The organism is Ensifer sp. Root31 (assembly GCF_001424825.1).
Lineage (GTDB): Bacteria > Pseudomonadota > Alphaproteobacteria > Rhizobiales > Rhizobiaceae > Ensifer > Ensifer canadensis.
Genome location: NZ_LMCO01000007.1, coordinates 19,027 through 40,368 on the forward strand (window position 1 = coordinate 19,027; position 21,342 = coordinate 40,368).

19 protein-coding genes are annotated in these 21,342 nt (G+C 62.3%); 10 read left to right on the forward strand and 9 right to left on the reverse strand.

What is annotated here, in order from left to right; all coding sequences use genetic code 11:
* The first annotated feature begins 264 nt into the window (after positions 1-264).
* A complete protein-coding gene (locus ASD00_RS08930; RefSeq protein WP_025427562.1) occupies positions 265-897 on the forward strand; it encodes a glutathione S-transferase family protein in 633 nt (210 codons plus the stop codon).
* A gap of 164 nt (positions 898-1,061) precedes the next feature.
* Here the strand turns inward: ASD00_RS08930 and ASD00_RS08935 are convergent, their stop codons facing one another.
* Positions 1,062-2,687 (reverse strand): arylsulfatase, encoded by a 1,626-nt coding sequence (locus tag ASD00_RS08935; protein WP_057206200.1) that lies wholly within the window; start codon positions 2,685-2,687, stop codon positions 1,062-1,064.
* A gap of 337 nt (positions 2,688-3,024) precedes the next feature.
* Here ASD00_RS08935 and ASD00_RS08940 point away from each other — a divergent pair, with 337 nt between their 5' ends.
* The 4 genes from ASD00_RS08940 to ASD00_RS08955 all read left to right on the forward strand — a co-directional run bounded on the left by ASD00_RS08940 (position 3,025) and on the right by ASD00_RS08955 (position 8,828).
* Positions 3,025-4,254 (forward strand): PLP-dependent aminotransferase family protein, encoded by a 1,230-nt coding sequence (locus tag ASD00_RS08940; RefSeq protein ID WP_057206203.1) that lies wholly within the window; start codon positions 3,025-3,027, stop codon positions 4,252-4,254.
* Positions 4,255-4,739: 485 nt separating this feature from the next.
* Positions 4,740-6,230 (forward strand): DUF1254 domain-containing protein, encoded by a 1,491-nt coding sequence (locus ASD00_RS08945; protein ID WP_057206205.1) that lies wholly within the window; start codon positions 4,740-4,742, stop codon positions 6,228-6,230.
* 51 nt (positions 6,231-6,281) lie between these two features.
* A complete protein-coding gene (locus ASD00_RS08950; protein WP_025427558.1) occupies positions 6,282-7,757 on the forward strand; it encodes a DUF1254 domain-containing protein in 1,476 nt (491 codons plus the stop codon).
* A 300-nt stretch (positions 7,758-8,057) separates the two neighbouring features.
* A complete protein-coding gene (locus ASD00_RS08955) occupies positions 8,058-8,828 on the forward strand; it encodes a siderophore-interacting protein (RefSeq protein WP_025427557.1) in 771 nt (256 codons plus the stop codon).
* Positions 8,829-8,970: 142 nt separating this feature from the next.
* Here the strand turns inward: ASD00_RS08955 and ASD00_RS08960 are convergent, their stop codons facing one another.
* Both ASD00_RS08960 and ASD00_RS08965 read right to left on the reverse strand, forming a co-directional pair.
* Positions 8,971-9,375 carry a DUF4180 domain-containing protein gene (locus ASD00_RS08960; RefSeq protein ID WP_234907744.1) on the reverse strand — a complete coding sequence of 135 codons (405 nt, stop codon included), beginning with the start codon at positions 9,373-9,375 and terminating at the stop codon, positions 8,971-8,973.
* Positions 9,376-9,441: 66 nt separating this feature from the next.
* The gene (locus ASD00_RS08965; protein ID WP_082523503.1) at positions 9,442-10,860 is read right to left on the reverse strand and encodes an MFS transporter; all 1,419 of its coding nucleotides are present in this window, start codon (positions 10,858-10,860) and stop codon (positions 9,442-9,444) included.
* Between the two features lie 149 nt (positions 10,861-11,009).
* Between ASD00_RS08965 and gcvA the strand changes: the two genes are divergently transcribed.
* The gene (gcvA, locus tag ASD00_RS08970; protein WP_025427554.1) at positions 11,010-11,960 is read left to right on the forward strand and encodes a transcriptional regulator GcvA; all 951 of its coding nucleotides are present in this window, start codon (positions 11,010-11,012) and stop codon (positions 11,958-11,960) included.
* Positions 11,961-12,152: 192 nt separating this feature from the next.
* Here gcvA and ASD00_RS08975 read toward each other — a convergent pair whose 3' ends face one another.
* From ASD00_RS08975 to ASD00_RS08985, 3 genes are all read right to left on the reverse strand, one after another.
* Positions 12,153-12,893, reverse strand: a complete 741-nt coding sequence (locus ASD00_RS08975) for an SDR family oxidoreductase (RefSeq protein WP_025427553.1) — start codon at positions 12,891-12,893, stop codon at positions 12,153-12,155.
* A gap of 13 nt (positions 12,894-12,906) precedes the next feature.
* The gene (locus ASD00_RS08980) at positions 12,907-13,896 is read right to left on the reverse strand and encodes an aldo/keto reductase (protein WP_025427552.1); all 990 of its coding nucleotides are present in this window, start codon (positions 13,894-13,896) and stop codon (positions 12,907-12,909) included.
* Between the two features lie 89 nt (positions 13,897-13,985).
* Positions 13,986-14,396, reverse strand: a complete 411-nt coding sequence (locus tag ASD00_RS08985) for a cupin domain-containing protein (RefSeq protein WP_025427551.1) — start codon at positions 14,394-14,396, stop codon at positions 13,986-13,988.
* Between the two features lie 240 nt (positions 14,397-14,636).
* On the opposite strand from ASD00_RS08985, the gene ASD00_RS08990 reads away from it, so the two are divergent.
* Both ASD00_RS08990 and ASD00_RS08995 read left to right on the forward strand, forming a co-directional pair.
* Positions 14,637-15,557 carry a LysR family transcriptional regulator gene (locus tag ASD00_RS08990; protein WP_025427550.1) on the forward strand — a complete coding sequence of 307 codons (921 nt, stop codon included), beginning with the start codon at positions 14,637-14,639 and terminating at the stop codon, positions 15,555-15,557.
* 364 nt (positions 15,558-15,921) lie between these two features.
* Positions 15,922-16,413 carry a hypothetical protein gene (locus ASD00_RS08995; RefSeq protein WP_025427549.1) on the forward strand — a complete coding sequence of 164 codons (492 nt, stop codon included), beginning with the start codon at positions 15,922-15,924 and terminating at the stop codon, positions 16,411-16,413.
* A gap of 493 nt (positions 16,414-16,906) precedes the next feature.
* On the opposite strand, the gene ASD00_RS09000 is transcribed toward ASD00_RS08995, so the two are convergent.
* From ASD00_RS09000 to ASD00_RS09010, 3 genes are all read right to left on the reverse strand, one after another.
* Positions 16,907-17,596: an RES family NAD+ phosphorylase gene (locus tag ASD00_RS09000; RefSeq protein WP_025427548.1), complete on the reverse strand. Its 690-nt coding sequence runs from the start codon at positions 17,594-17,596 to the stop codon at positions 16,907-16,909.
* Positions 17,593-17,997 carry an antitoxin Xre-like helix-turn-helix domain-containing protein gene (locus ASD00_RS41565; RefSeq protein WP_025427547.1) on the reverse strand — a complete coding sequence of 135 codons (405 nt, stop codon included), beginning with the start codon at positions 17,995-17,997 and terminating at the stop codon, positions 17,593-17,595. The genes ASD00_RS09000 and ASD00_RS41565 overlap by 4 nt, the downstream gene beginning before the upstream one ends.
* A gap of 378 nt (positions 17,998-18,375) precedes the next feature.
* Complete coding sequence (locus tag ASD00_RS09010) at positions 18,376-19,425, reverse strand: aldo/keto reductase (protein ID WP_025427546.1); 1,050 nt, start codon at positions 19,423-19,425, stop codon at positions 18,376-18,378.
* A gap of 75 nt (positions 19,426-19,500) precedes the next feature.
* On the opposite strand from ASD00_RS09010, the gene ASD00_RS09015 reads away from it, so the two are divergent.
* Both ASD00_RS09015 and ASD00_RS09020 read left to right on the forward strand, forming a co-directional pair.
* The gene (locus ASD00_RS09015; protein WP_156585516.1) at positions 19,501-20,457 is read left to right on the forward strand and encodes an alpha/beta fold hydrolase; all 957 of its coding nucleotides are present in this window, start codon (positions 19,501-19,503) and stop codon (positions 20,455-20,457) included.
* Positions 20,454-21,317, forward strand: a complete 864-nt coding sequence (locus tag ASD00_RS09020) for a hypothetical protein (RefSeq protein WP_025427544.1) — start codon at positions 20,454-20,456, stop codon at positions 21,315-21,317. Before ASD00_RS09015 ends, ASD00_RS09020 begins: the two co-directional genes overlap by 4 nt.
* Positions 21,318-21,342: the final 25 nt, after the last annotated feature.

Consider the following 21,342-nt stretch of genomic DNA (forward strand, 5'->3'; position numbering starts at 1 on the left):
TGCGCATCTAATAAGACGCGCGGCGCTGTAGGCTGCCTCGACCTGTCGATCAGCGAAGACTCCGTCGATCCTTCCCGTGTTAACATGATGGAACTGTGGGAATCCGAAGCCGCCCTCAGGGCTTGGAGAAAAATAGCGAAGCCGCCCAAAACCGATGTGAAATTCGATGCAGGGAATGTGCGCAAACATGAGATCAGCCATTCGGGGCCGCCGTTTTGACAGTGCAGCGACGCTGCAGGCTGATTGAAATCGAGGAAAGCCAAGATGATGAAACTCTATGGATTGGGTCCGACACGTTCGCTTCGTGCCCTTTGGGCGCTTCAGGAGCTTGATGCGGACTTCGAGTTCGTGCCGGTCAACCTGCTGGGCGGCGAAAACCGTCACCCCGATTTTCTGCGCCTCAACCCCGCCGGAAAGGTTCCGGTACTGGTCGACGGAGACCTGGTGCTGACGGAATCCGCCGCGATCGTGTTCTATCTGGCCGAGAAATACGCCGACAAGGGGCTGATGCCCACCGACTTGAACGAGCGGGCGCAGGCCTATCGCTGGACGCTGTTTGCCGTCACCGAGCTGGAGCAGCCGCTATGGCGGATCGCCAAGCACACATTCCTATACCCCGAAGACAAGCGTCTGCCCGAGGACATTGCGCTTGCCAAGGAGGAGTTTGTGGCGATGGCTGAGGTGCTCGAGCGTCACATGGACGGGCGTACGTTCGTCATCGGCGACCGCATCAGCATCGCCGATTGCGTCACCGTCTATGTCATCGACTGGGGCAATGAGGTCGGGCTGATCGACGGGTTCCCCAATCTCAAGGCCTATCTCGAGCGAATGTATGCGCGCGCCAAGGCGCCGCCGCGGATCGCCGACGCTCTTGCAAGCCTCGAGGCTGCGGGCTGATTGCTGCATAATCCCTTAAATCGGATTCGATTTAAGGATGAAATTATGCAGCAAGTTTAAAGCGTTACAGCGTTCTTTGCGCGTCATATTTGACGGGCGGCGCTGTAGCGGTGTTCGCAGGGCAGGAGGCCCGGACCCGAAGGCCCGGACCTCATGACCCGGCGCTATTTGCTGCCGGAAGCGGACAGCTTGTTCATCACGTCGTCGAGGTTGAAGCTTGCCGGCTTCTGGCGGATCGGGAACTCCTGGAAGCTCGACAGCCAATTCGCCACGATCGCCTGCGACGGCACCACCACGAAGGCTCGGGCGAAGTACCAGGATTCGTATTCGGTCGACTCGTCGCCGCGCTCGAATGGATCGGCCCTCAGGTTGAACAGCTTGGGCACGCGGAGCGTGGTGAACTCGTCGCGCCAGACGCCGATGCCGGTGCTTTCCTGTGCCTTGAACACGACCTTCCAGTCCTGGAAGCGCACGGCGACCAGTTCGCCGTCGTCGTTCCAATAGAGGAATTCGCGCCGCGGCCCGTCCTTCACCTCGCCGCGGAAGAAGGGCATGAGGTTGTTGCCGTCGAGATGCACCTTGAAGGTCTTGGTACCCGCCTCGTAGCCGGCCTTGCATTTGGCGACGATATCCGGCTCTCCCGCGGCCGCGCAGAAGGTCGGGATGAAATCGTAGTGCGAGAACATGTCGTTGTAGACGGTGTTCGGCTTGATCACACCAGGCCAGCGGATGCAGGTCGGCACGCGGTAGCCGCCTTCCCAATTGGTCGCCTTTTCGCCGCGGAACGGGGTGTTGCCGCCATCCGGCCAGGTCATCACTTCGGCGCCGTTGTCGGTGGTGTAGATGACGATGGTGTTTTCGACGAGGCCGAGATCGTCGAGCTTCTTCAGGAGTTCGCCGACCATGCCATCATGTTCGACCATGCCATCGGCATAGACGCCCTTGCCGGTCTTGCCTGCGGACTCGGGTTTCAGGTGGGTGTTAACGTGCATGCGCGTGGAGTTGAAGTAGCAGAACCACGGTTTCTGGGCATTGTTCTGCCGATCGATGAAATCGAGCGCTGCGACCAGAAACTCGCCGTCGACCGTTTCCATGCGTTTCTTCGTCAGGGGACCGGTGTCTTCGATCCGGCCATCGGCATAGGAGTGGATGACGCCGCGCGGGCCGAAGCGTTTGCGGAACTCGGGGCTCTTCGGATAGTCGGGGTTCTCAGGCTCTTCCTCGGCGTTGAGATGGTAGAGGTTGCCGAAGAATTCGTCAAAGCCATGATTGGTCGGCAGGAATTCGTCCTTGTCGCCCAGGTGGTTCTTGCCGAACTGGCCGGTCGAATATCCTTGCGCCTTAAGGAATTCGGCGACCGTCGGGTCCTCCGGCTGCAGGCCGACATCGGCGCCGGGCAGGCCGACCTTGGTGAGGCCGGTGCGGATCGGCGACTGGCCGGTGATGAAGGCGGCGCGGCCGGCGGTGCAGCTCTGCTCGCCATACCAGTCGGTGAAGACAGCGCCTTCATTGCCGATGCGGTCGATATTGGGCGTGCGGTAACCCATCATGCCGCGGTTGTAGATGCTCGGGTTGAACCAGCCGATATCGTCGCCCATGATCATGAGGATGTTCGGTTTGGCGCCTGCGGCGGCGGGTTGGGCGGATTGCTGCGCGACGGCCGGCGTCGCCCCACCTGACGTGGTCAGCGCCGCTGCCGCAAGCGCACTGCCGGCAAGCAGAAGATTGCGCCGGCTGACGCCAAGGGGATGTCCGTTCTGCTGCTGATCGTCGTCGGGATGCGTGCTCATGGCGTCTTTACTCCACGTCGTTGAAGGGTCGGAAATGCTGCCTGGGTCTGCAATCGGTGGACGAACGGAAGTCTGCGCCCCGTGCGTGAGGCGGACAAGGATGTAACAGTAACATCAGGGCTACGAAGGCCAGTCTCGTTCGGTGGAACGGTGGGTTACGCTCCGTCACTCAATTGACGTCAAGTGAGATGGCGTGAGGCAGAAATTGAAGCCGATTTAGGTCAATAACATTGACATAAATTAGCCGCCGTGATCCTGTCGAAGCACAATGAGAATGATTGCGGGACGAAGCCTGGAGGCGCTGCCCCGCTCCAATAATCCTTGAGGAAACGACCCAATGCTCGACTGGGACCATATATTCGCGACGCGCGCCAGCAGGATGCGCGCCTCGGAAATCCGCGAACTGTTGAAACTGCTCGACCGCCCCGACATCATCTCGTTTGCCGGTGGCATTCCCGATCCCGAGCTGTTTCCGGATGTGGAGTTCAAGGACGCATATGCGGAGATCTTCTCCGGCCCCGCCGTCAGCGCTGCGCTGCAGTATTCCGTCAGCGAAGGCTACAAGCCGCTGCGTGAATGGCTCGCCAAGCAGATGGAAAAGATCGGCATTCCAGCCGGTGTCGACAACATTTTCATCACCTCGGGTTCGCAGCAGGGCCTCGACTATATCGGCAAGCTGTTCCTGTCGCCCAACGACACGGCGCTCGTGACCTGGCCGACGTATCTCGGCGCGCTGCAGGCGTTCAACGCCTATGAGCCGCATTATGACCAGCTGAACCCGGGCGGCAACCGCACGCCTGCGGCCTATGCCGAGGCCGCGAAAGCCGCCGGCGGCCGCGTCAAGTTCGCCTATCTCTCGGCCGACTTCTCCAACCCGACGGGCGAGACGGTGGACCGGGCAGGGCGCGAACGGGTGCTCGACCTTGCCGAAGAGCTCGACATTGCCGTTATCGAAGACGCCGCCTACCAGTCGCTGCGCTACGACGGCGAGGCGATCCCGCCGATCCTGGCGTTGGAAATCGCCCGCAAGGGCGACATCAACCACACCCGCACCGTCTATTGCGGTTCGTTCTCCAAGACGCTGGCGCCGGGTCTGCGCGTCGGCTGGGTCTGCGCCTCGGAAACGGTGATCCGCAAGCTCGTTCTCTTGAAGCAGGCGGCCGACCTGCATTCCTCGACCATCAACCAGATGGCGATCTGCACGGTTGCCGAGCGTGGTTTCGACGCGCAGGTCGCCAAGATCCACAGGGTCTACAAGCACCGCCGCAGCGCCATGCTGGCAGCCCTTGAAAAGTACATGCCCGATGGCGTGACCTGGACCAAGCCGGAAGGCGGCATGTTCGTCTGGGTGACGCTGCCCAAGGGCATGGACGGAACGGCGCTTCTGGCGAAATCGCTGGAGACGGCCAAGGTCGCCTTCGTGCCCGGCCGCGCCTTCTTTGCCGACGGTTCGGGCGAGAACACGCTGCGCGTTTCCTTCTCCTGCGCCAACGACAAGATGATCGAAGAGGGCATCCGCCGTCTCAGCGATCTCGTGCGCGGCGAAGCCGCGGCACTGGCGGCCTGACGGTAGCCACCCGGTTTCTCCTAGAGAGGCGCGTCCGCGGAAACGGGCGCGCCTTTTTTGATTTGATGGGAAGAGCCCCTCACTCTTCCTCATCCTCGCCCTTGTGACGGGGATCCAGCGATCCGACGTCTGTCGGATCGAAAGACCTTTCCGTCCAAGGACTTGGACTGACTGGACTCCTGTGACAAGCACAGGAGTGAGGGTTCCTCGCTAGGCCGTCCCAGCGATCTGTCGAGGACAATGCATGGCTTGTCAGCAATCCCGCCTGAATTTGCTGAGCTTTGTGGTGTCTCTTCCGCTTTGAGCGGAGCGGAAACGGCCGGGCTGGTGACGGCACAGGAATGCTGTTTAGCGGGACACGCTTTGGCTGGCCGCGATTGGCCCCGCCCGCCCTGAATCTGTCGTTACGCCGCCATCGTAACTGTTACGTTCTTCTGTCATCTCCATCGATGTGATCTTGTGATCGAGCATTCCAGGAGCGGACGATGCCACGATACACTATTCTAGCTACTGGCCTGACTGCGGGCCTTCTCGCCCTTTCGACGATGACCTCAACCACTGTCGCTGCCGACGCGCGCGATCTGGCGCGCGCGCCCTACACCAAGGGATATCTGTCGCCGGACAGCGTCACCGCGCTGCAGAAAGAGTTGATCTTCCAGCGGGCGGTGCAGACCTATCTCTGGGCGCTGCCGGCGCTCAACATGTACGGCATGAAGGAAGGCTCGGAGGCCAAATTCGGCAAAGGCTACAATGTCCTGCCGATCTTCAAGAAGCGGCTTGATGCCAAGACGCTGATCACCACGCCCAATTCCGATGTGATCTATGGGCTCGGCTATCTCGACCTCAAGCAAGACGGGCCGATGGTGATCGAGGTTCCGCCCGGACTTCAGGGGATCCTCGACGATTTCTTCCAGCGGCCGATCCCGTCTGAAGGCGAGATCGGCGGACGCAAATGGGCGGGTGATGTCGGGCTGCCCGGACCGGACCAGGGCAAGGGCGGAAAGTATCTGATCCTGCCGCCGGACTATGAGGGCGGAATTCCCGACGGCTACTTCACCTATCGCTCCGGAACCTATGGCGTCTTCGTCTTCTGGCGCGGCTTCTTCAAGGACCCGAAGCAACTGGAAGAGCCGGTGAATGTGATGGAACAGACCCGCATCTATCCGCTCGGCAAGGAGGCGACGGCGAAGAAGATGGAGTTCCCCGATGCCTCAGGCGTGGCGGTCAACATGCTCTATCCGCAGGATGGCGCGGCCTTCGACATGCTGGCGCGCTTCGTCGAGCACGAATATGTCGACCCCAAGGATTTCGAGATGCGCGGCATGGCCGCCGATCTCGGCATCATCAAGGGGCAGGCGTTTGCGCCCGACGAAGAGATGCGCAAGCTGCTCGACGATGCGGCCAAGACCGCCTCGCGCATGGCGCATGGCCTAGGCTATGGGCCGACCTCGTTGAGATATTACGAGGACCGACAGTGGCTGAACCCGTTTTCGACCAATGCCGATTTCACCGCCGACAGCTACAACCAGCTTGATGCCCGCTCCAGCTTCTTCACCTATGCCTATTCGACCAGCCCGGGCATGGCGATCAACATGGAGAATGTCGGCGCCAAATATCCCAATGCCTTCAGGGACGCCGACGGCGACTATCTCTCGGGCGACGTGAACTACAAGCTGACCCTGCCCAAGGATATCCCGGCCAAGATCTTCTGGTCGGTGACGGTCTACGATCCGGTCACCGGATCGGGCCTTGACAACGGCCAGCCGTTCCCCTCGCTCAACACCATGGACAAGCCGGTCCAGAATGCCGACGGCTCGACCGATATCTATTTCGGGCCGAAGTCGCCGGGTGAGGGGAAGAACTGGATCGCCACGATTCCCGACCAGGGCTTCTTCACGATCCTGCGCCTCTACGGCCCGACCAAGGCCTTCTTCGACAAGAGCTGGAAGCCCGGCGATCTGGAGAAGGTCAAGTAATCCACGGTCTGCCAATCGGCGCCCGTCGCTTCATTTCCCTGGGAATTTCTTATGGTCACCACCACAACCCATCGCCCGATCCTGGCCGTGACCGCGATTGCCGCGATCCTTGCTGTTCGCCAAGCAGCGGCAGAACCGGTACGGATCTCGCCCGCCTGGGCCACCTCCATGCCCGCCGGCCCGGTTTCAGGCACGCGGATCACCGCCGACTATGCAAAGCTCGTCGTCAGCGATGCCTATTTCTGGGCATGGCCGATGGTCAACATGTTCAATCGGCGGCTGGCCTTTTCCAAGATTCCGCAGCGGATCTATTCCGGTGCCGCCCCGATGGCGCCGATCAACAGCCTGACGATGCTGACGGACTATATCGAGCCGGATGAGCGGCTGGTGGCCTGCCCGAACCAGGACGTGGTCTATGGCGCAGGGCTGCTGGGGCTCGACCAATCGCCGGTTGTCATTCAGGTCCCAGACTTCAAGGATCGCTTCTGGGTCTATCAGGTCGTCGACCTCAGGACCGACAGCTTTGCCCAGCTCGGCAAGATGTATGGCACGCAGCCGGGATTCTACCTGCTCGTCGGGCCGAACTGGCAGGGGGAGGTTCCCAAGGGCATCACCAAGGTTTTCCGCGCCTCGACCAACACCGCCAACGTCATTCCGCGCGTCTTCCAGGACGATACGCCTGAGGACAAGGCAGCCATCCAGGAGGTGCTGAAGGGCATCACGCTCTATCCGTTGTCGGAATTCGACGGCACGATGAAGTCGGTCGACTGGAGCACGGTCAAGAAGGTGCCGGCCTCCGGTGACGGATCGGCGGAAACGCAATGGGTGGTGCCGGAGAAATTCATCGACGAGTTGCCGCTGGTTCTCGCCGATGCGCCGCCCTTGCCGGGCGAAGAGGCGCGCTACGCCCAGGTGCTTGCGGTCGCTGAAGCGGCCAAGGCCGACCCGGCTATTCGCAAAGCGGTGGACGAGGCGGCTGTGGAGGCAGAGGAGCGGCTGGTCAAGCCGCTGTTCCAGTTCCGCAACTACGGCCTGCCCTTGACGCACAATTGGACGACGACGTCGAACAACGCGGCGTTCGGCACGGACTATTACACCCGTACGGCCGTCGCCAAGTCGAACATCTTCGTCAACGCGCCATCCGAGACCAAGTATTTCTACCAGGATCTCGATCAGGCGAGCGCACGCCTGAACGGCAAGAACAGCTACACCGTGACCTTTGCCAAGGGCGAAGCACCTGCGGTCAATGGATTCTGGTCGTTGACGCTCTACAACGAGCACCACTTCTTCGAGCCGAACGATATCAAGCGCTATTCTCTCGGCACCAAGAACAAGTCACTGAAATACAATGCCGATGGATCATTGACGATCTACGTCCAGTCCGAGCCGCCGAAGGAGGACCTTCGCGACAACTGGCTGCCGGCGCCGGAGGACGGGGATTTCTCGCTCTACATCCGCGCCTACTGGCCAAAGCCGACGGTTGTCGACGGCACATGGACGCCGCCGGCGGTCGACAAGGCGGGATAGAGCCTTTCCAGGAAAAGTGCGAAGCGGTTTTCCGTCGGGAAATGCGCAAAAACAAACAGATAGAGCGTTTCGGCGACGCCGTTTGGTCCGAACGCTCTAGAGGCGCTGTCGCTCTTGGTAGCGCGTTCAGAACGCGTTGCAGAAGGGCGGCATGTCGGCTACAACGGGCGAAATGGTCGGGCGCTGTCCGGCCACGTAAGCGTTAACGTCACTCAACGCGTATGATCGAACGGCTCTCATGTTTCGATCTGCGCGACTGTGTCCTGCGGATCGAGATTTGCGAGCCCCCAGAGGATACAGATGGACAACAGCCAACCCTCTTTCCACAGTGCTTCCACCCCAAGGATCGAGCGTGTGCGTCACGATCTCAAGCGACGCACGCTCACTGTTACCGATGTCGAGCGGATCACGCCCGGCATGCTGCGCATCACGCTCTCTGGCGATGACCTTGCCGATTTCGTCAGCCTTGGCGCCGATGATCACGTCAAGATCCTGGTGCCTTCAGCCGAGGGCACGGAGGAGCGGCGGGACTATACGCCGCGCCGCTACGATGCCGCCGCCCGCACGCTGGTGCTTGATTTCGCGCTGCACGAGGCCGGGCCGATCACGGAGTGGGCAATGAACGCGCGCCCGGGCGATGGCTTGAGCGTCGGCGGCCCACGCGGCTCGGCGGTTATTTCCAACGTCGAGCGCTGGCTGCTGATCGGCGACGAGACAGCGCTGCCGGCGATCGGTCGGCGGATCGAGGAGGCCACTGCCGGCGCCCGTATCACCAGCATTGCCGCCGTCGCTGACGCTGCCGAGCAACAGGCGTTCGAGACGAAGGCCGACCTGACGTGCCACTGGGTCTATCGCCCCTTGCATCAGGCGACCGACGCCTCGGCGCTTCTCGCCATCCTTAGCTCTGTCGTCATCGAGCCCAACACTTTCGTCTGGGTCGCGGCCGAAGCCTCGGTGACGCGGGCGATCCGCGCGCATCTCACCGAGGAACGTGGCTATCCGCTCTCCTGGATCAAGGCATCGGGATATTGGGTCAAGGGCAAGGCGGATAGCACGGAGAAGTTTGAGTAACCGCCACGGGGCGGGCCGTTCGCTTGAAGCGCGCCGCGAGCTCCGGGGTGTGCTTGCCGCGCTTTAAGTTCCGGGTTTTTCACATGTCGTCATTGCAAAACCGCAGCGCATTTTTGCGCGACATGCATTCGGGAAAGCTGGGTCAGGCGGCGCTGGCGAGCTTGAGGCGAAGCGCATCGAAATCGTGCACAAACCAGAGCGCATTGCCCTTGTTGGTTTCGCGAACGAAGTCGCCAAGCGCCTTGCTGCTTTCAAGCGCCCCAGAGATATCGCCGACGATGGCGCATTTCATGCGGTAGTTCACGAACTTCTGGAAGACCTCGCCGGCGACGCGCGTGCTGAGGTTGAGGAAATCCGGGCCGAGGCGCGTGACCGGGATCGCGAGCATATCGGCACTATGGGCCCAGGCATCGCCAAGAAAATCATTGGCGTCGCCTGCGACCCGCAGCAGGCCGCCTTCGTCTGCGCATCTGAGAACACGCGTATTTCCGATTTCGACGAGCTGTTCCATGGCGAAGGGCATAGCGAGGAAAGACGGAGGTTGCAAGATTATGCCTTACACGTAGTCGCCGGCGACCGACCGTTGATCGGGTCGGCGCCGGCGCCGGCCTCCTCAGCGGCGGCGATGGATCAATTGCGCCAGCAGCGTCAGGATAGCAAAGGCCAGGATGACGATGACGCCGGGATAGAGCATGGCGAGTTGCGTGCCGGGCATGATCGCGGCGGTGACGACGGCAAGTCCGCAGGCGCCGCCGACCTGCAGCGAGCTGTTGAGCAGTCCGGCGGCCAGCCCCTGTTCCTCGTCTGCGACACCACTGGTCCCGACGACCATCAGCGCCGAGATGCTGAGCGCAAAGCCAATGCCCCAGAGCAGCGATGCCGGCAGCAATACGGTCCACAGGTCAGGCGTCGGGCCGATCCGCAGCATCAGGAGATAGCAGGGCACGAAGGCCACAAGTCCAACCATCAACACGCGACGGACGCCGAAACGGTTCATCAATGCCCCCAGTTTCGGCCCGAGGATGACCACCATGAGACCGGCCGGCAGGAGCATCAAAGCCATATGTATCGGTTTCCAACTCTGGAGGTTCTGCAGATAGAGAGCGATCAGGAATTGAAAGCCCATCGCGCCGCCATAGAGCAGGGCGGCGCTGACATTGGCGGCTACTAGGCCGCGGTTGCGAAAGATGCCGAGCCGGATCAGCGGCTGCTCGACATGGTGCTCGATCAGCAGGAAAGTGATGAGCAGCAGGGCGGAGAGCGCAAGGCCACCGGTCGTGCGCAGCGAGGTCCAGCCGGCATCGGCCGTCGAGGCGACGGTGAAGACGAGCAGCAGCATGCCGGCGACGAGGGTGACCGCGCCGCCGACATCCGGCCGCAGGCGCTCGGCGCGCGGCGCATCCGGCGGCAGGAAGCGCAAAGCAGCCAGCATCAACAGCACCGCGATCGGCGCCGGCAGCACGAAGATGTAGCGCCAGTCCAGCCCGGCGAGCAGCCCGCCGACGAGCAGGCCGGAGGAGTAGCCCGAAGCCTCGAAGAGGTTGAAGATGCCGAAAGCCTTGTTGCGGTGGGGGCCTTCCGGGAAGGTCGTGGTCAGCAACGACATGGCCGCCGGTCCGGTGAAACCTGCGGTCATGCCCTTGATGAAGCGCGAAACGATCAAAAGGATCGGGTCGTTGGTGACCATGCCGAACAGCGACACCACGGCAAAGACACCGAGCCCGACGACCAACACACGCCTGCGGCCGAACAGATCCGCACAGCGCCCGCCCAGAAGCAGGAAGCCGCCGAAGGCGAGGATATAGGCGCTGACCAGCCATTGTGCGGTGGCTGCACTGATACCGAACTCATGCTGGATTTCGGGGATCGCTACGGCAATCATCGAGATATCGAGCCCGTCGAGCAGGATCACCCCGCTGAAGATGAAGAGCGCTACCCAAAGGCGCGCCGGCCAATGCAGCGCGTCGTTCTGACCGGGCGCAAGGGCAGCGCTATCTGCCCGCCCATCGCTCGGGGTCAAGCCAACTGACATATGTTCACTCCATGGAAATTTGGGCGCCGCGAGACGGAAATCTGCGGTCCCGATGGCTTCGATCATCAATGCTTTCGATCATCACCGATTGATCGCTCATTGAAAAACAAGTAGTTCTCGATGCATTGTTAAATGGAGCTTGAAGATCCATGAGCCGAATGCTGCCAGGAACCCGCGCGCTCAGAACCTTCGAGGCTGCCGGTCGCCATCTCAATTTCACCCGTGCGGCCGACGAAGTCGGGCTGACGCCGGCGGCGGTCAGCTACCAGATCAAGGAAATCGAGGATCAACTCGGCCTCGTGCTGTTCACCCGCACCAGCCGCAGCATCCAGCTGACGCCGGCCGGCGCCGTGGTGTTCGAGGCAGCGGTCCAGGCGCTCGAGACGCTGCAGCGGGCGGTCGGCCGTGCGCGCCGGATGGCGCGCGGCGCCCAGCAGTTGCGCGTGTCGCTCAGCCCGCGTTTTGCCACCAACTGGCTGTTGCCGCGGCTGTCGCAATTTCGTGCCGCCAACCCGACGATCGAGCTGACATTCGACATCAGCGACGAGGTCAGGGATTTCGACGCCGACGATGTCGATATCGCCATCCGCTTCGGCTCCGGCCGTTATGCGCAGACGCGGTCTGAGCGCCTGTTCGAGGCGGTGATCGCCCCGGTCTGCAGCCCGAAGCTGATCGCTGCCAGCGGACGGCCGAAGACGCCACGCGATCTCTTCGCTCAGACGCTTTGCCATGTCGAATGCTATACCGAAGGCATGCTGTGGCCGAACTGGCGCATGTGGATGGCGGCTGCCGGCATCGATGATTTCGACGACAGCCGATGCGTGGCCTTTACCGACACCAGCCATGTGGTCGAGGCCGTTATCGATGGTGGCGCTGTCGGCCTTGTCGATCTCGCGATGATCCGCAACGAACTTGCCGAGGGACGGCTGGTGCAGCTGTTCGACATCGGCGTCAGCGTCGCCGAGGACTATGCCTATCACCTCGTCTATCCCGAAAGCTCTGGCCAGGATCCGCGGGTTCTGGCGTTTTGCGACTGGATGCTGGGCGAGGTTGGCCAGGGAGCGAAACCGGCGGCAATTGCCTCCGTAGCAGCCGGCTGACGCTGCTGCCTCGACAGGTGCTTTCGCCCGGTTCTCCTCGTTGCGCCACCCGCAAAAGAAAAACGCCGCGTCTCGTCGAGAGGCGCGGCGTCTTGCTGCCGAGGTCGTTGTAGCGGTATTTGCGCAGGAAGCAGCTTGCGCGATCGAAGGGATCACGAGAGGAGGGCGGCAAGGCGCCACCCTCCCGCGGCTTCAATATTCCTGGCTGGTCGGCCGGAACAGGATCTCGTTGATGTCGACATCCTCCGGCTGGCTCATGGCGTAGACCACGGCGCGGGCAAAGCTGTCGGCGGGGATGGCGATACGCTCGTAGAGCGCGCGGACATTCTCGGCGACATCAGTCTCGGTGACGCTGTCGGGCAGTTCGGTCGCGACCGCCCCCGGCGAGATGATGGTGGTGCGGATATTGTAGGGTTTCACCTCCTGCCGCAGCCCCTCGGAAATCACGCGTACGGCGTGTTTGGTGGCGGCATAGACGGCACCGCCGGGGCCGACCTTGTGGCCGGCGACCGAGGAGACGTTGATGATGTGGCCGCTCTTCTGCTGCTTCATGTGAGGAAGTGCAGCACCGATGCCGTAGAGCACGCCCTTGAGGTTGACGTCGATGGTGCGGTCCCAATCCTCGACCTTGCAGCGCTCCAATGGCGAGTGCGGCATCAGCCCGGCATTGTTGAGCATGACGTCGATGCGGCCATGGAGCCGGACGGCGTGATCGACCAGGCGCTTGACCTCCTCGAACGACGTTACGTCGGTCTGAACGGCAGCTTGCTTGCCGAGCGATAGCTCGTCGGCAAGCGCCCGCAGCCGGTCGATGCGGCGCGCGCCCAGCACCAGCCTGGCGCCGTCACCGGCAAGCCGCCGCACCGTCGCTTCGCCAAGGCCGCTGCTGGCGCCGGTGATGACGACCACCTTGTCCTTGATATTCTCTGTCATTGTTGCCTCTTCTTCAGCGGCCGACGCGCGCCTGCAGGTGGGCCGGATAACGATCGCCCTCGATGGTGACCTTGGCGAGCGCATCGTCGATTTCGCCGCGATCGTCCGAGGTCAGCCGTACGGCCGCGGCGCCGATGTTTTCCTCGAGCCGGGGCAGCTTGGTGGTGCCGGGGATCGGCACGATCCAAGGCTGTTGCGCCAGCAGCCAGGCGAGTGCTACCTGCGCCGGCGTTTTTCCCTTGCGGGCAGCGATCTGGCCCAGGAGATCGACCAGCGCCTGATTGGCCTTGCGCGCCTCCGGCGTGAAGCGCGGCACGACATTGCGGAAATCCTTGGCGTCGAAGGTGGTGTCGGCGTTGATGGCGCCGGTCAGGAACCCCTTGCCGAGCGGGCTGAAGGGTACGAAGCCGATGCCGAGCTCTTCGAGCAGCGGCAGGATTTCGGCCTCCGGTTCGCGCCACCACAGCGAATACTCGCTCTGGAGTGCAGCGACCTTCTGTTCCGCATGGGCCTTGCGGATGGTCTCGGCGCCGGCTTCGGAAAGGCCGAAATGCCTGACCTTGCCTTCGCTGATCAGCCGCTGCACCGTGCCGGCCACGTCCTCGATCGGCACATTGGGATCGACACGATGCTGGTAGAAGAGGTCGATGACGTCCGTCTTCAGGCGCTTCAGTGCCGCATCGGCGACCTTGCGGATCTGATCCGGCCGGCTGTTCATGCCGCTCTGGCCACCTTGGTTGTCAAAGTCGAAACCGAACTTGGTGGCGATCACCACCTTGTTGCGCATCGGCGCGAGCGCCTCGCCGAGCAGTTCTTCGTTTTGGTAGGGGCCATAGGCCTCGGCGGTGTCGAAGAAGGTGACGCCGCGCTCGAACGCGGTGCGGATGAGGGCGATTGCCGCTTGCTTCTCCGTTGCCGGGCCATAGCCGTAGCTGAGGCCCATGCAGCCGAGGCCGAGGGCGGAGACTTCAAGGCCGCTTTTGCCGAGTGTGCGCTTTTCCATGGGGCTTTTCCTTGTCTCGAATGATGATGTCTTTGGGCTAGAAATGGCGCACACGGCCGGGCTGGCGAGGGCGCTCCGGGAGATGGCGATCAGTCGGCCCTGATTTCGGCGCCATAGTCCGCATCGCTGACCTTCTCCATCCAGTCGACGACCTTGCCGTCGAGGGCTTCGGCGATCGCGACATGGGTCATGGCGGCGGAAGGCGAGGCGCCGTGCCAATGCTTCTCGCCCGGTTCGAACCAGACGATATCACCGGGGCGGATTTCCTCGACCGGACCGCCTTCGCGCTGGACGCGGCCAAGGCCGGATAGGACGATCAGTGTCTGGCCGAGCGGATGGGTGTGCCAGGCGGTGCGGGCGGCGGGCTCGAACGTGACGGTGGCGCCACCGACGCGGGCAGGGGACGAGCCGTTGAAGGGGGCATCGATGCGCACCGTGCCGGTGAAATAATCCGCCGGTCCCTTGGCCGAGGGCTGCGAGCCGCTTCGTTTGATGTTCATGGCGTCGATCCTTTGCAAATGGCGACGCGGCCGTGGTCGGGCCTGACGTCGTCGCTGTCGTCACTACAGCGCCGCGCGCCTTATTGGACGCGCAAAGGTCGCTGTAACACTTTGAATTGCTGCGTGTTTTTATCCCTAGATTGAATAGGATCTCAGGAAACATGCAGCAGCAATTTAGGGCGTGGGATTGATCAGGATTAGATGGTAAATATCGCACGAGCTTATGAGGGGAATTCATGAATGCCGCGCCAGCCGATCAATGACCTCATCGCCTTCCTTGCTGTAGCAAGGGAACGGAGCTTTACGAAGGCGGCAGCGCAGCTCGGGGTCTCACAGTCGGCGCTGAGCCACACCATCCGCGGGCTCGAGGCGCGGCTGGGCTTGAGGCTCCTGACGCGCACGACCCGCAGCGTCTCGCCGACCGAAGCTGGCGAGCGGCTGCTGGTGTCGATTGGGCCGCGCCTGGATGAGATCGACCAGGAACTGGCAGCGCTCAGCGCGTTTCGCGACAAGCCGGCGGGTACGATCCGCATCACCGCCGGCGAGCATGCGGCCGATCGCATCCTCTGGCCGGCGCTGGAGCGGCTCTTGCCTGATTATCCGGATGTTCATGTCGAGGTGATCGTCGACTACGGCCTGACCGATATCGTCTCGGAGCGCTACGACGCCGGCGTGCGCCTCGGCGAGCAGGTGGCCAAGGACATGATCGCCGTGCGCATCGGGCCCGACATGCGCATGGCGGTGGTCGGCGCACCCGCCTATTTCGCCACACGGAAAATGCCGCTAATGCCGCAGGACCTGACGGAGCACAATTGCATCAACTTGCGCCTGCCGACCCATGGCGGCATCTATGCCTGGGAATTCGAGAGGCAAGGCCGCGAGGTGAAGGTGCGGGTCGAGGGCCAACTCGTCTTCAACAACATCGCGCTCAGGCTGAACGCGGCCCTTGGCGGGCTGGGCCTGACCTACCTGCCTGAAGATGCCGTCGCGCCCTATCTCGCCTCGGGCCAGCTGGTGCAGGTTCTGGAAGATTGGTGCCCGCCCTTTGCCGGCTACCACCTCTATTACCCGAGCCGCCGGCAAACGTCGCCCGCATTTGCATTGATTGCCGACGCGCTGCGGTATCGGGGTCCGCGTCACAAGTCATTCCAGCAGGCGTGATCGTTGAAACTTTTCAAGAGCTACACGCAAAGAGCGCCCGTTGCCGGACGCCCTAAGGTTGCCTCAATGCCTTACGATTGGCAGCGGTGCCCAAAAGCAAGCAGCCACGTTCACGTTATCAATTTTTCGGCGATTCCAAGATTAATGAAGGGTTAATCCACCGAATTATTTGATTGCCGGTGCAATCCAGGCGACAGCGCCGATAGTATTTCGCCCGTTTCCATTAGAAAGCCGCAGTTGCTCGCTTTTCTCCTGCGCGCAAACTCGTGTTGAAGCCGTTGCAGCGCAGCCTGTTGGGCGCTGCTATAAACGGCGTCCTTCCGCGCTTGGCTTGGTAATTCCTGTTAAACATAAGGAGATTGCTATGAAAACGGAGATTGCAATTGGACTGACGCTGGCGTTCTCGACCCTCCTTGCAACCGGTGTGATGGCCCAGACCAAATACGGTTCAGAAGCCGGCTGGGACATTCTCGTGAAGGACAACATGGGGCCAGGATGCTTGATCACAAAATCAAACGCAGACGGTACACAAGTTCAGATGGGCATCGATGCAACGGCCGCGCTGCGTGGCTACATGGCGCTCTACACCAAAGCTGATGCTAATGTTGCTGCAAACGAAAAGCTTGCGGTCCTGTTCGATGTCGATGGCCAGCAGTTCAGCGGCGAGGCGAAGGGCCAAGCCATAGACGGCTATCGCGGCGCGTTCGTATGGGTCAACAATGCTGACTTCATCTATGACCTGGCCAAGAAGAAGGCTGTGACGATTACGCCCCAGGGCGGCAATCCCATTGTCGTAAAATTGGCCGGAACCGACGCAGCCTTCAAGGCCCTGAGGGCTTGCCAGGCCGCTCAGTAATCACGCCCTGACAAGCTCGAATGGACCGCGAGCGGGAGCGTGGTGCATCTGCGCATTGATGATGTCGCGTGCGTTGCTACAGCGCCGCGCGTCTTATTAGACGCGCAAAGGTCGCTGTAGCACTTTGAATTGCTGCATGTTTTTATCCTTAAATCGAATAGGATCTAAGGAAACATGCAGTAGCGCATTCCCGGCATTCCAAACTTACCGCCTGATGGCGTTTCGACCTATTCCCGAGCCCCGGTGCTGAGTGGTTGGTTCCGACGAACCGTTCCGCTCAGGGCGGAGCGCGCGACTTGCTCTCCCTCATTCCGGCCGTGTACCGGCATCCAGCGACTTGGCGGCTGTCAGGTCAAAAGACCTTTCAGCCCAAGGACTTGGGCTGGCTGGATTCCGGCACAAGGCCGGAATGAGGGAGTTTTTAGGCAGTCAGTGGATTTAGATCTTTCCGCATCACAGATGACTTTGCGTCCGCAGCTCCGCTGCGGCACCCTCAGCCTTCCCGCCGGATCGTCGGTTCGGGCGAACCCTTCCACTCGAAGGTGATCGTTTGGCCCTGGCGGATGTTCTGGATGACGGCGGGGCGGAAGACGGCGATGCATTCGCCTGAGAGGTGACGGGCGGAGGGGTAGATCAGGCCGTTGCCGCCTTCCGCGTAGACAGTGGCGGCGAGTGCCTGACCGGCCGGATAGGCAAGGGTCGGGTCGGAGTCGAGATAGGTAGCATCGGTTTCGCCGCGGACATCGTGGAAACGGCAGGTGAAGCCGGCGATCAGCTCGCGGTAGGCGCCGATGTCTTGGAACATACCGGCGTCGGCAAGCGCGCGGGTGCGGTGATAGACGATCTCGGCCTGGCAGGTTTCGAGCGCGGTGTCGCCGAAGGCGCAGTACCAGGCGCCGCGGTCCTCGTTGTTGAAGCGGTTGCCCGGCGGGCGGGCGTGGCAGAAGGCGGCGTTGATCAGCGACCAGCCGTAGCCGAAGGATTCGTTCAGAAGCTCCGCCGGGTTGACACCGGCGGGTAGCGCCAGCGGGCTCAGCCGCGCGGATGTCAGCGCCTCCAGCCGGTTGAGGATCTCGATGTCGTCCTCGTCGTCGCAGAGCGGCTTGACGGCCGGCTCGTCGATATAGGCGGTCGAGATCAGCCGGATGGTGGCCGGATCGGTAAAATCGATCTCGGCGATCATAGGCCGCCGCGCAGGCCATCGAGATAGCGGCGCACCTTCATCATCGCGGGTATGCCGCCCTCGATCATCAGGTCGACCGGCGACTGGCCGTCGAAGACCGGCCCGGTGTTGACCGCCTTTGGCCATTGATAGGTCAGCGGTCCGTTGAAATAGAGCCGCAGGCCCTTGAAGATGCCGACGATCAGGCTGGCACGCATGCGCTTGTCCTGGTCGAGCTTGCCCTTGAAGTCGCCGGCCTTCATCCGGTTCCAGGTGGCGATCGGCACGTCGAAGAGCTGCGACGCTTCCCGGTTGGTCAGCTTCCACAGGTCGCAGGCCTTCACCACCGCCCTGACGATGACGGCTTCCTCATGTCTTGCCGCGTCGCGGTCGGGGGCAAGAACCGGCTGTGCGCTGGGCATGAACGTCTCCTATGAAATCCCGTGCCGTATCATATGATATAAAATGGGGGTTTTGAGCTGGAAGTCAAGGGGAGGTGTGGTGTCCGACAGCGACGCGTGGCCGGGTGGGTTCTCGCCGGGCTCTCGCAGTTTTGCCACTCACTGCTGTCGCAGATTGGCCCCTCACCCTAACCCTCTCCCCGCAGGCGGGGAGAGGGGACGCGGTACAGAGTGGGTTGCAACTCGGCGATCCCTCTCATGGTGATCGGGAGGCTTTGGTATGGCGCGATGTGAATGGGTAGGGCGCCGCGGGTTTCCTTCTCCCCGCATGCGGGGAGAAGGCGGCCGGCAGGCCGGATGAGGGGCAACGCGCTTCGCCGCGTTGGCAATAGCGTGCTCTCACACATGCGGGCCCAGCAGCGAAAGATCGGCTTCGCCAAGTCGGTCCTTGGCGCTGCGCAGCTGGTGCCAGTAGGGATAGATGACCGGCGGCAGACTGACGGCGTCGAGCAGTTCGCGCTCCTCATCGGTAAGCTTGAGGCTTGCGGCGGCAAGGTTGTCGCGGAACTGCTCCTCCCGGCGACCGCCGATGATGACGGAGGTGACGCCCTTGCGGTCGATCAGCCAGGCAAGGGCGATCTGGGCTGGCGAGACGCCGCGCTCGCCTGATATCGCTACCAGCATGTCGACGATCTTCCACAGCCGTTCTTCGTCGCGGATCGGCGGCTCGTTCCAGCCGGCGAGCTGGCGGGTACCCTCCGGCGTCTGGTTGCGCCGGTGCTTGCCCGACAGCAGGCCGCCGGCAAGCGGGCTCCAGACGAGCACGCCGAGGCCCTGGTCGATGCTGATCGGCAGCAGTTCGTATTCGGCCTCGCGGGCTTCGAGCGTGTAGTGGATCTGCTGGCTGACGAAGCGGTGGCGGCGGTCGAGCGCGCTGATGCCGAGCGCCTTCATGATGTGCCAGCCGGAATAGTTGGAGCAGCCGATGTAGCGCACCTTGCCGTGGCGAACGAGCGTGTCGAGCGCCTCCATCGTTTCTTCGAGCGGCGTCTGGCCGTCCCATTCGTGCACTTGGTAGAGATCGATGACATCGGTCTTCAACCGCCTGAGGCTCGCTTCGCAGGCGGCAATCAGGTGGTGGCGGGAGAGGCCGCCGTCGTTCGGGCCCGGCCCCATGTTGAAACGCGCCTTGGTGGCAACCAGCACGCCGTTCTTGCGCTTGCCGGCGAGGATGTCGCCGATAATTTCCTCCGAGCCGCCGGTGGAATAGATATCGGCGGTGTCGATCAGGTTGACGCCGGCATCGAGGCACATGTCGACATAGCGGCGCGCCTCGTCGAGACCGACATTGCCGACCTGCGCGAACTTGCCGCCGCCACCGATCGTCATCGTTCCCATGGTGATCGTCGAGATTTTCAGGCCGGAGCGGCCAAGCAGTCGGTATTCCATCTGGCTTTCCTCTTCCCTGTGGTGTCGGCCTTTGCTGTTGGGTGACAAATTAGGGGCGGAGCGAGGCGGAACAAGGTGACGGTGCGGATGAGGCGTCGGCTCCGCGTCGAACGGGAGAACGTCCGCGCGTGTGGCGCCGCAATGCTACTTATAATAGATGCATCGCTTGATCGGGCAATGCCTTGTATCATGGCGGGCGGAGAGGCGTTGGAAGGGCGGGCAATGAGCAATCACTATTGTCTCGGCCGGATCGATTTCGGCGTGGGCAGTTCGGCCTTCTGGTGCCTCGATACGCCCGGAACGCTGGTCGTTTTCCTGCACGGTTTTACCGGCGCCGCGGAGGCGACGTGGCACAATGCCAGTGCCTATATCCGGCGGGATGCGCTTTTTTCCTCTGCGGACGTTCTCTTCCTCGGTTATGACAGCGTGCGCAGCCGGGCGCGTGTGATCAGTCGCTGGGTGCTCGATCTGTTTCGCAAGCTGCTGGCCGAGCCGGCCGAATTTTCCAATCGCTACATCTATTACGGAGCGCAGCGGCAGCCCTTCATCTACGACCGGGTCGTCGTGGTGGCGCATTCGCTGGGTGGCGCGATCATGCGGCAGGTGGCGCTGGATCTCGCCCGCGCCAACGACGCCTATGCGGATCACATCCAGCTTCTGCTCTTTGCGCCTGCTCACAAGGGATCGAACGCGCTGCACAACGCGGGCGGGATGATGGTGGGGCACGGGATACTGGCGGCGCTGCGATGCGGCCTGCTCTACAAGGCACCGATCCTGGAAGACCTTCGGCCTAAATCGGACTTCATAAGGGATATCGAAGCCGGGACGTTGACGCGGCTGGCGCGGGGCCGACTGCGATGTCTGGTCGCGACCAAGATCACGATCGGCCAGTATGAAAATATCGTCGAACCCGGCGATTTTGCGCAGGATCCGCCGTTCTATACCGTTGATCGTCGCAACCACACGGATGTCTGCAAGAGCGATGCCGGCTATCGCCGGGTACTCGACGACATCGAGGAGTGCCTGCGGTGAGCGACGTGGCAAGCCCCCAACTGTCGCTGGAGAGCTTTGCCGGTTTCGAGCACAATTGCTTCGAGCGGCACGATCTGCGCCTCTACAACTTGCCCGTTGTCGGCAGCGGCTATCTTCTGGCGCGCTGGGCCGCATCCAGACAGGTGCGGCTTGCCTGGCTCGCCTATCTCCAGACGTCGATGCTGCGCTACGAATATCTGGCAAGCCGGGGCGAGATCGAACGGGGCGTGCCGGACGCCGGCATCGTGCGCCTGGCGGAGGCGGAAGCCGCGCGCGGCTCGCCGATGTCGCCTTCTACCGTCCGGCTGGCGCTCATCCTCGCCAGGCGCTCGATGCCCTATTTCAACCTTGACCATGAACTGAGTGAGCTTGGCCCGCTCGATGAAGCGGAATGGACCGAGCTGATCGACACGGCGTTCCGGATCGATATCTTCCTGTGCTCGCGGCCACGCTTTTCCGAGACGTTGCGCGCCTTGCCGCGCTATCCTGAGGCCGATCTCGGGGCCGACGGTTATCTCTTCCTCGTCAATTTTCTGTCGATCCTGGGTTTGCGCTCGGAGCTCAGCGCCGGTTCGCGGGGCTACCTGCAACGCAAGATCAACATCGTGCTGCACTCGCTCGGACTGAATGTCGATGCGCTTCGCGCCGATCTCTACCGGGTACAGGACGAGATCGGCCGCCGGGAAATACCGTCTTCGCGCGCGAGGCTTGAGCCGATCGATGTCAGCATCGCGCTGTTTGAAACCGAACTTCAGGCGGCCTGGGAGCTGGTGCGCACGCTCGAGGTTCTGCAGCCGGCGAAGGCGAGGGACAGCGGCCCGGAAGGCAGCGGGCAGGCCGAGCCGCAACCACAATTCTAGGGTGCGGCGTCCGACGGCGGGCGGC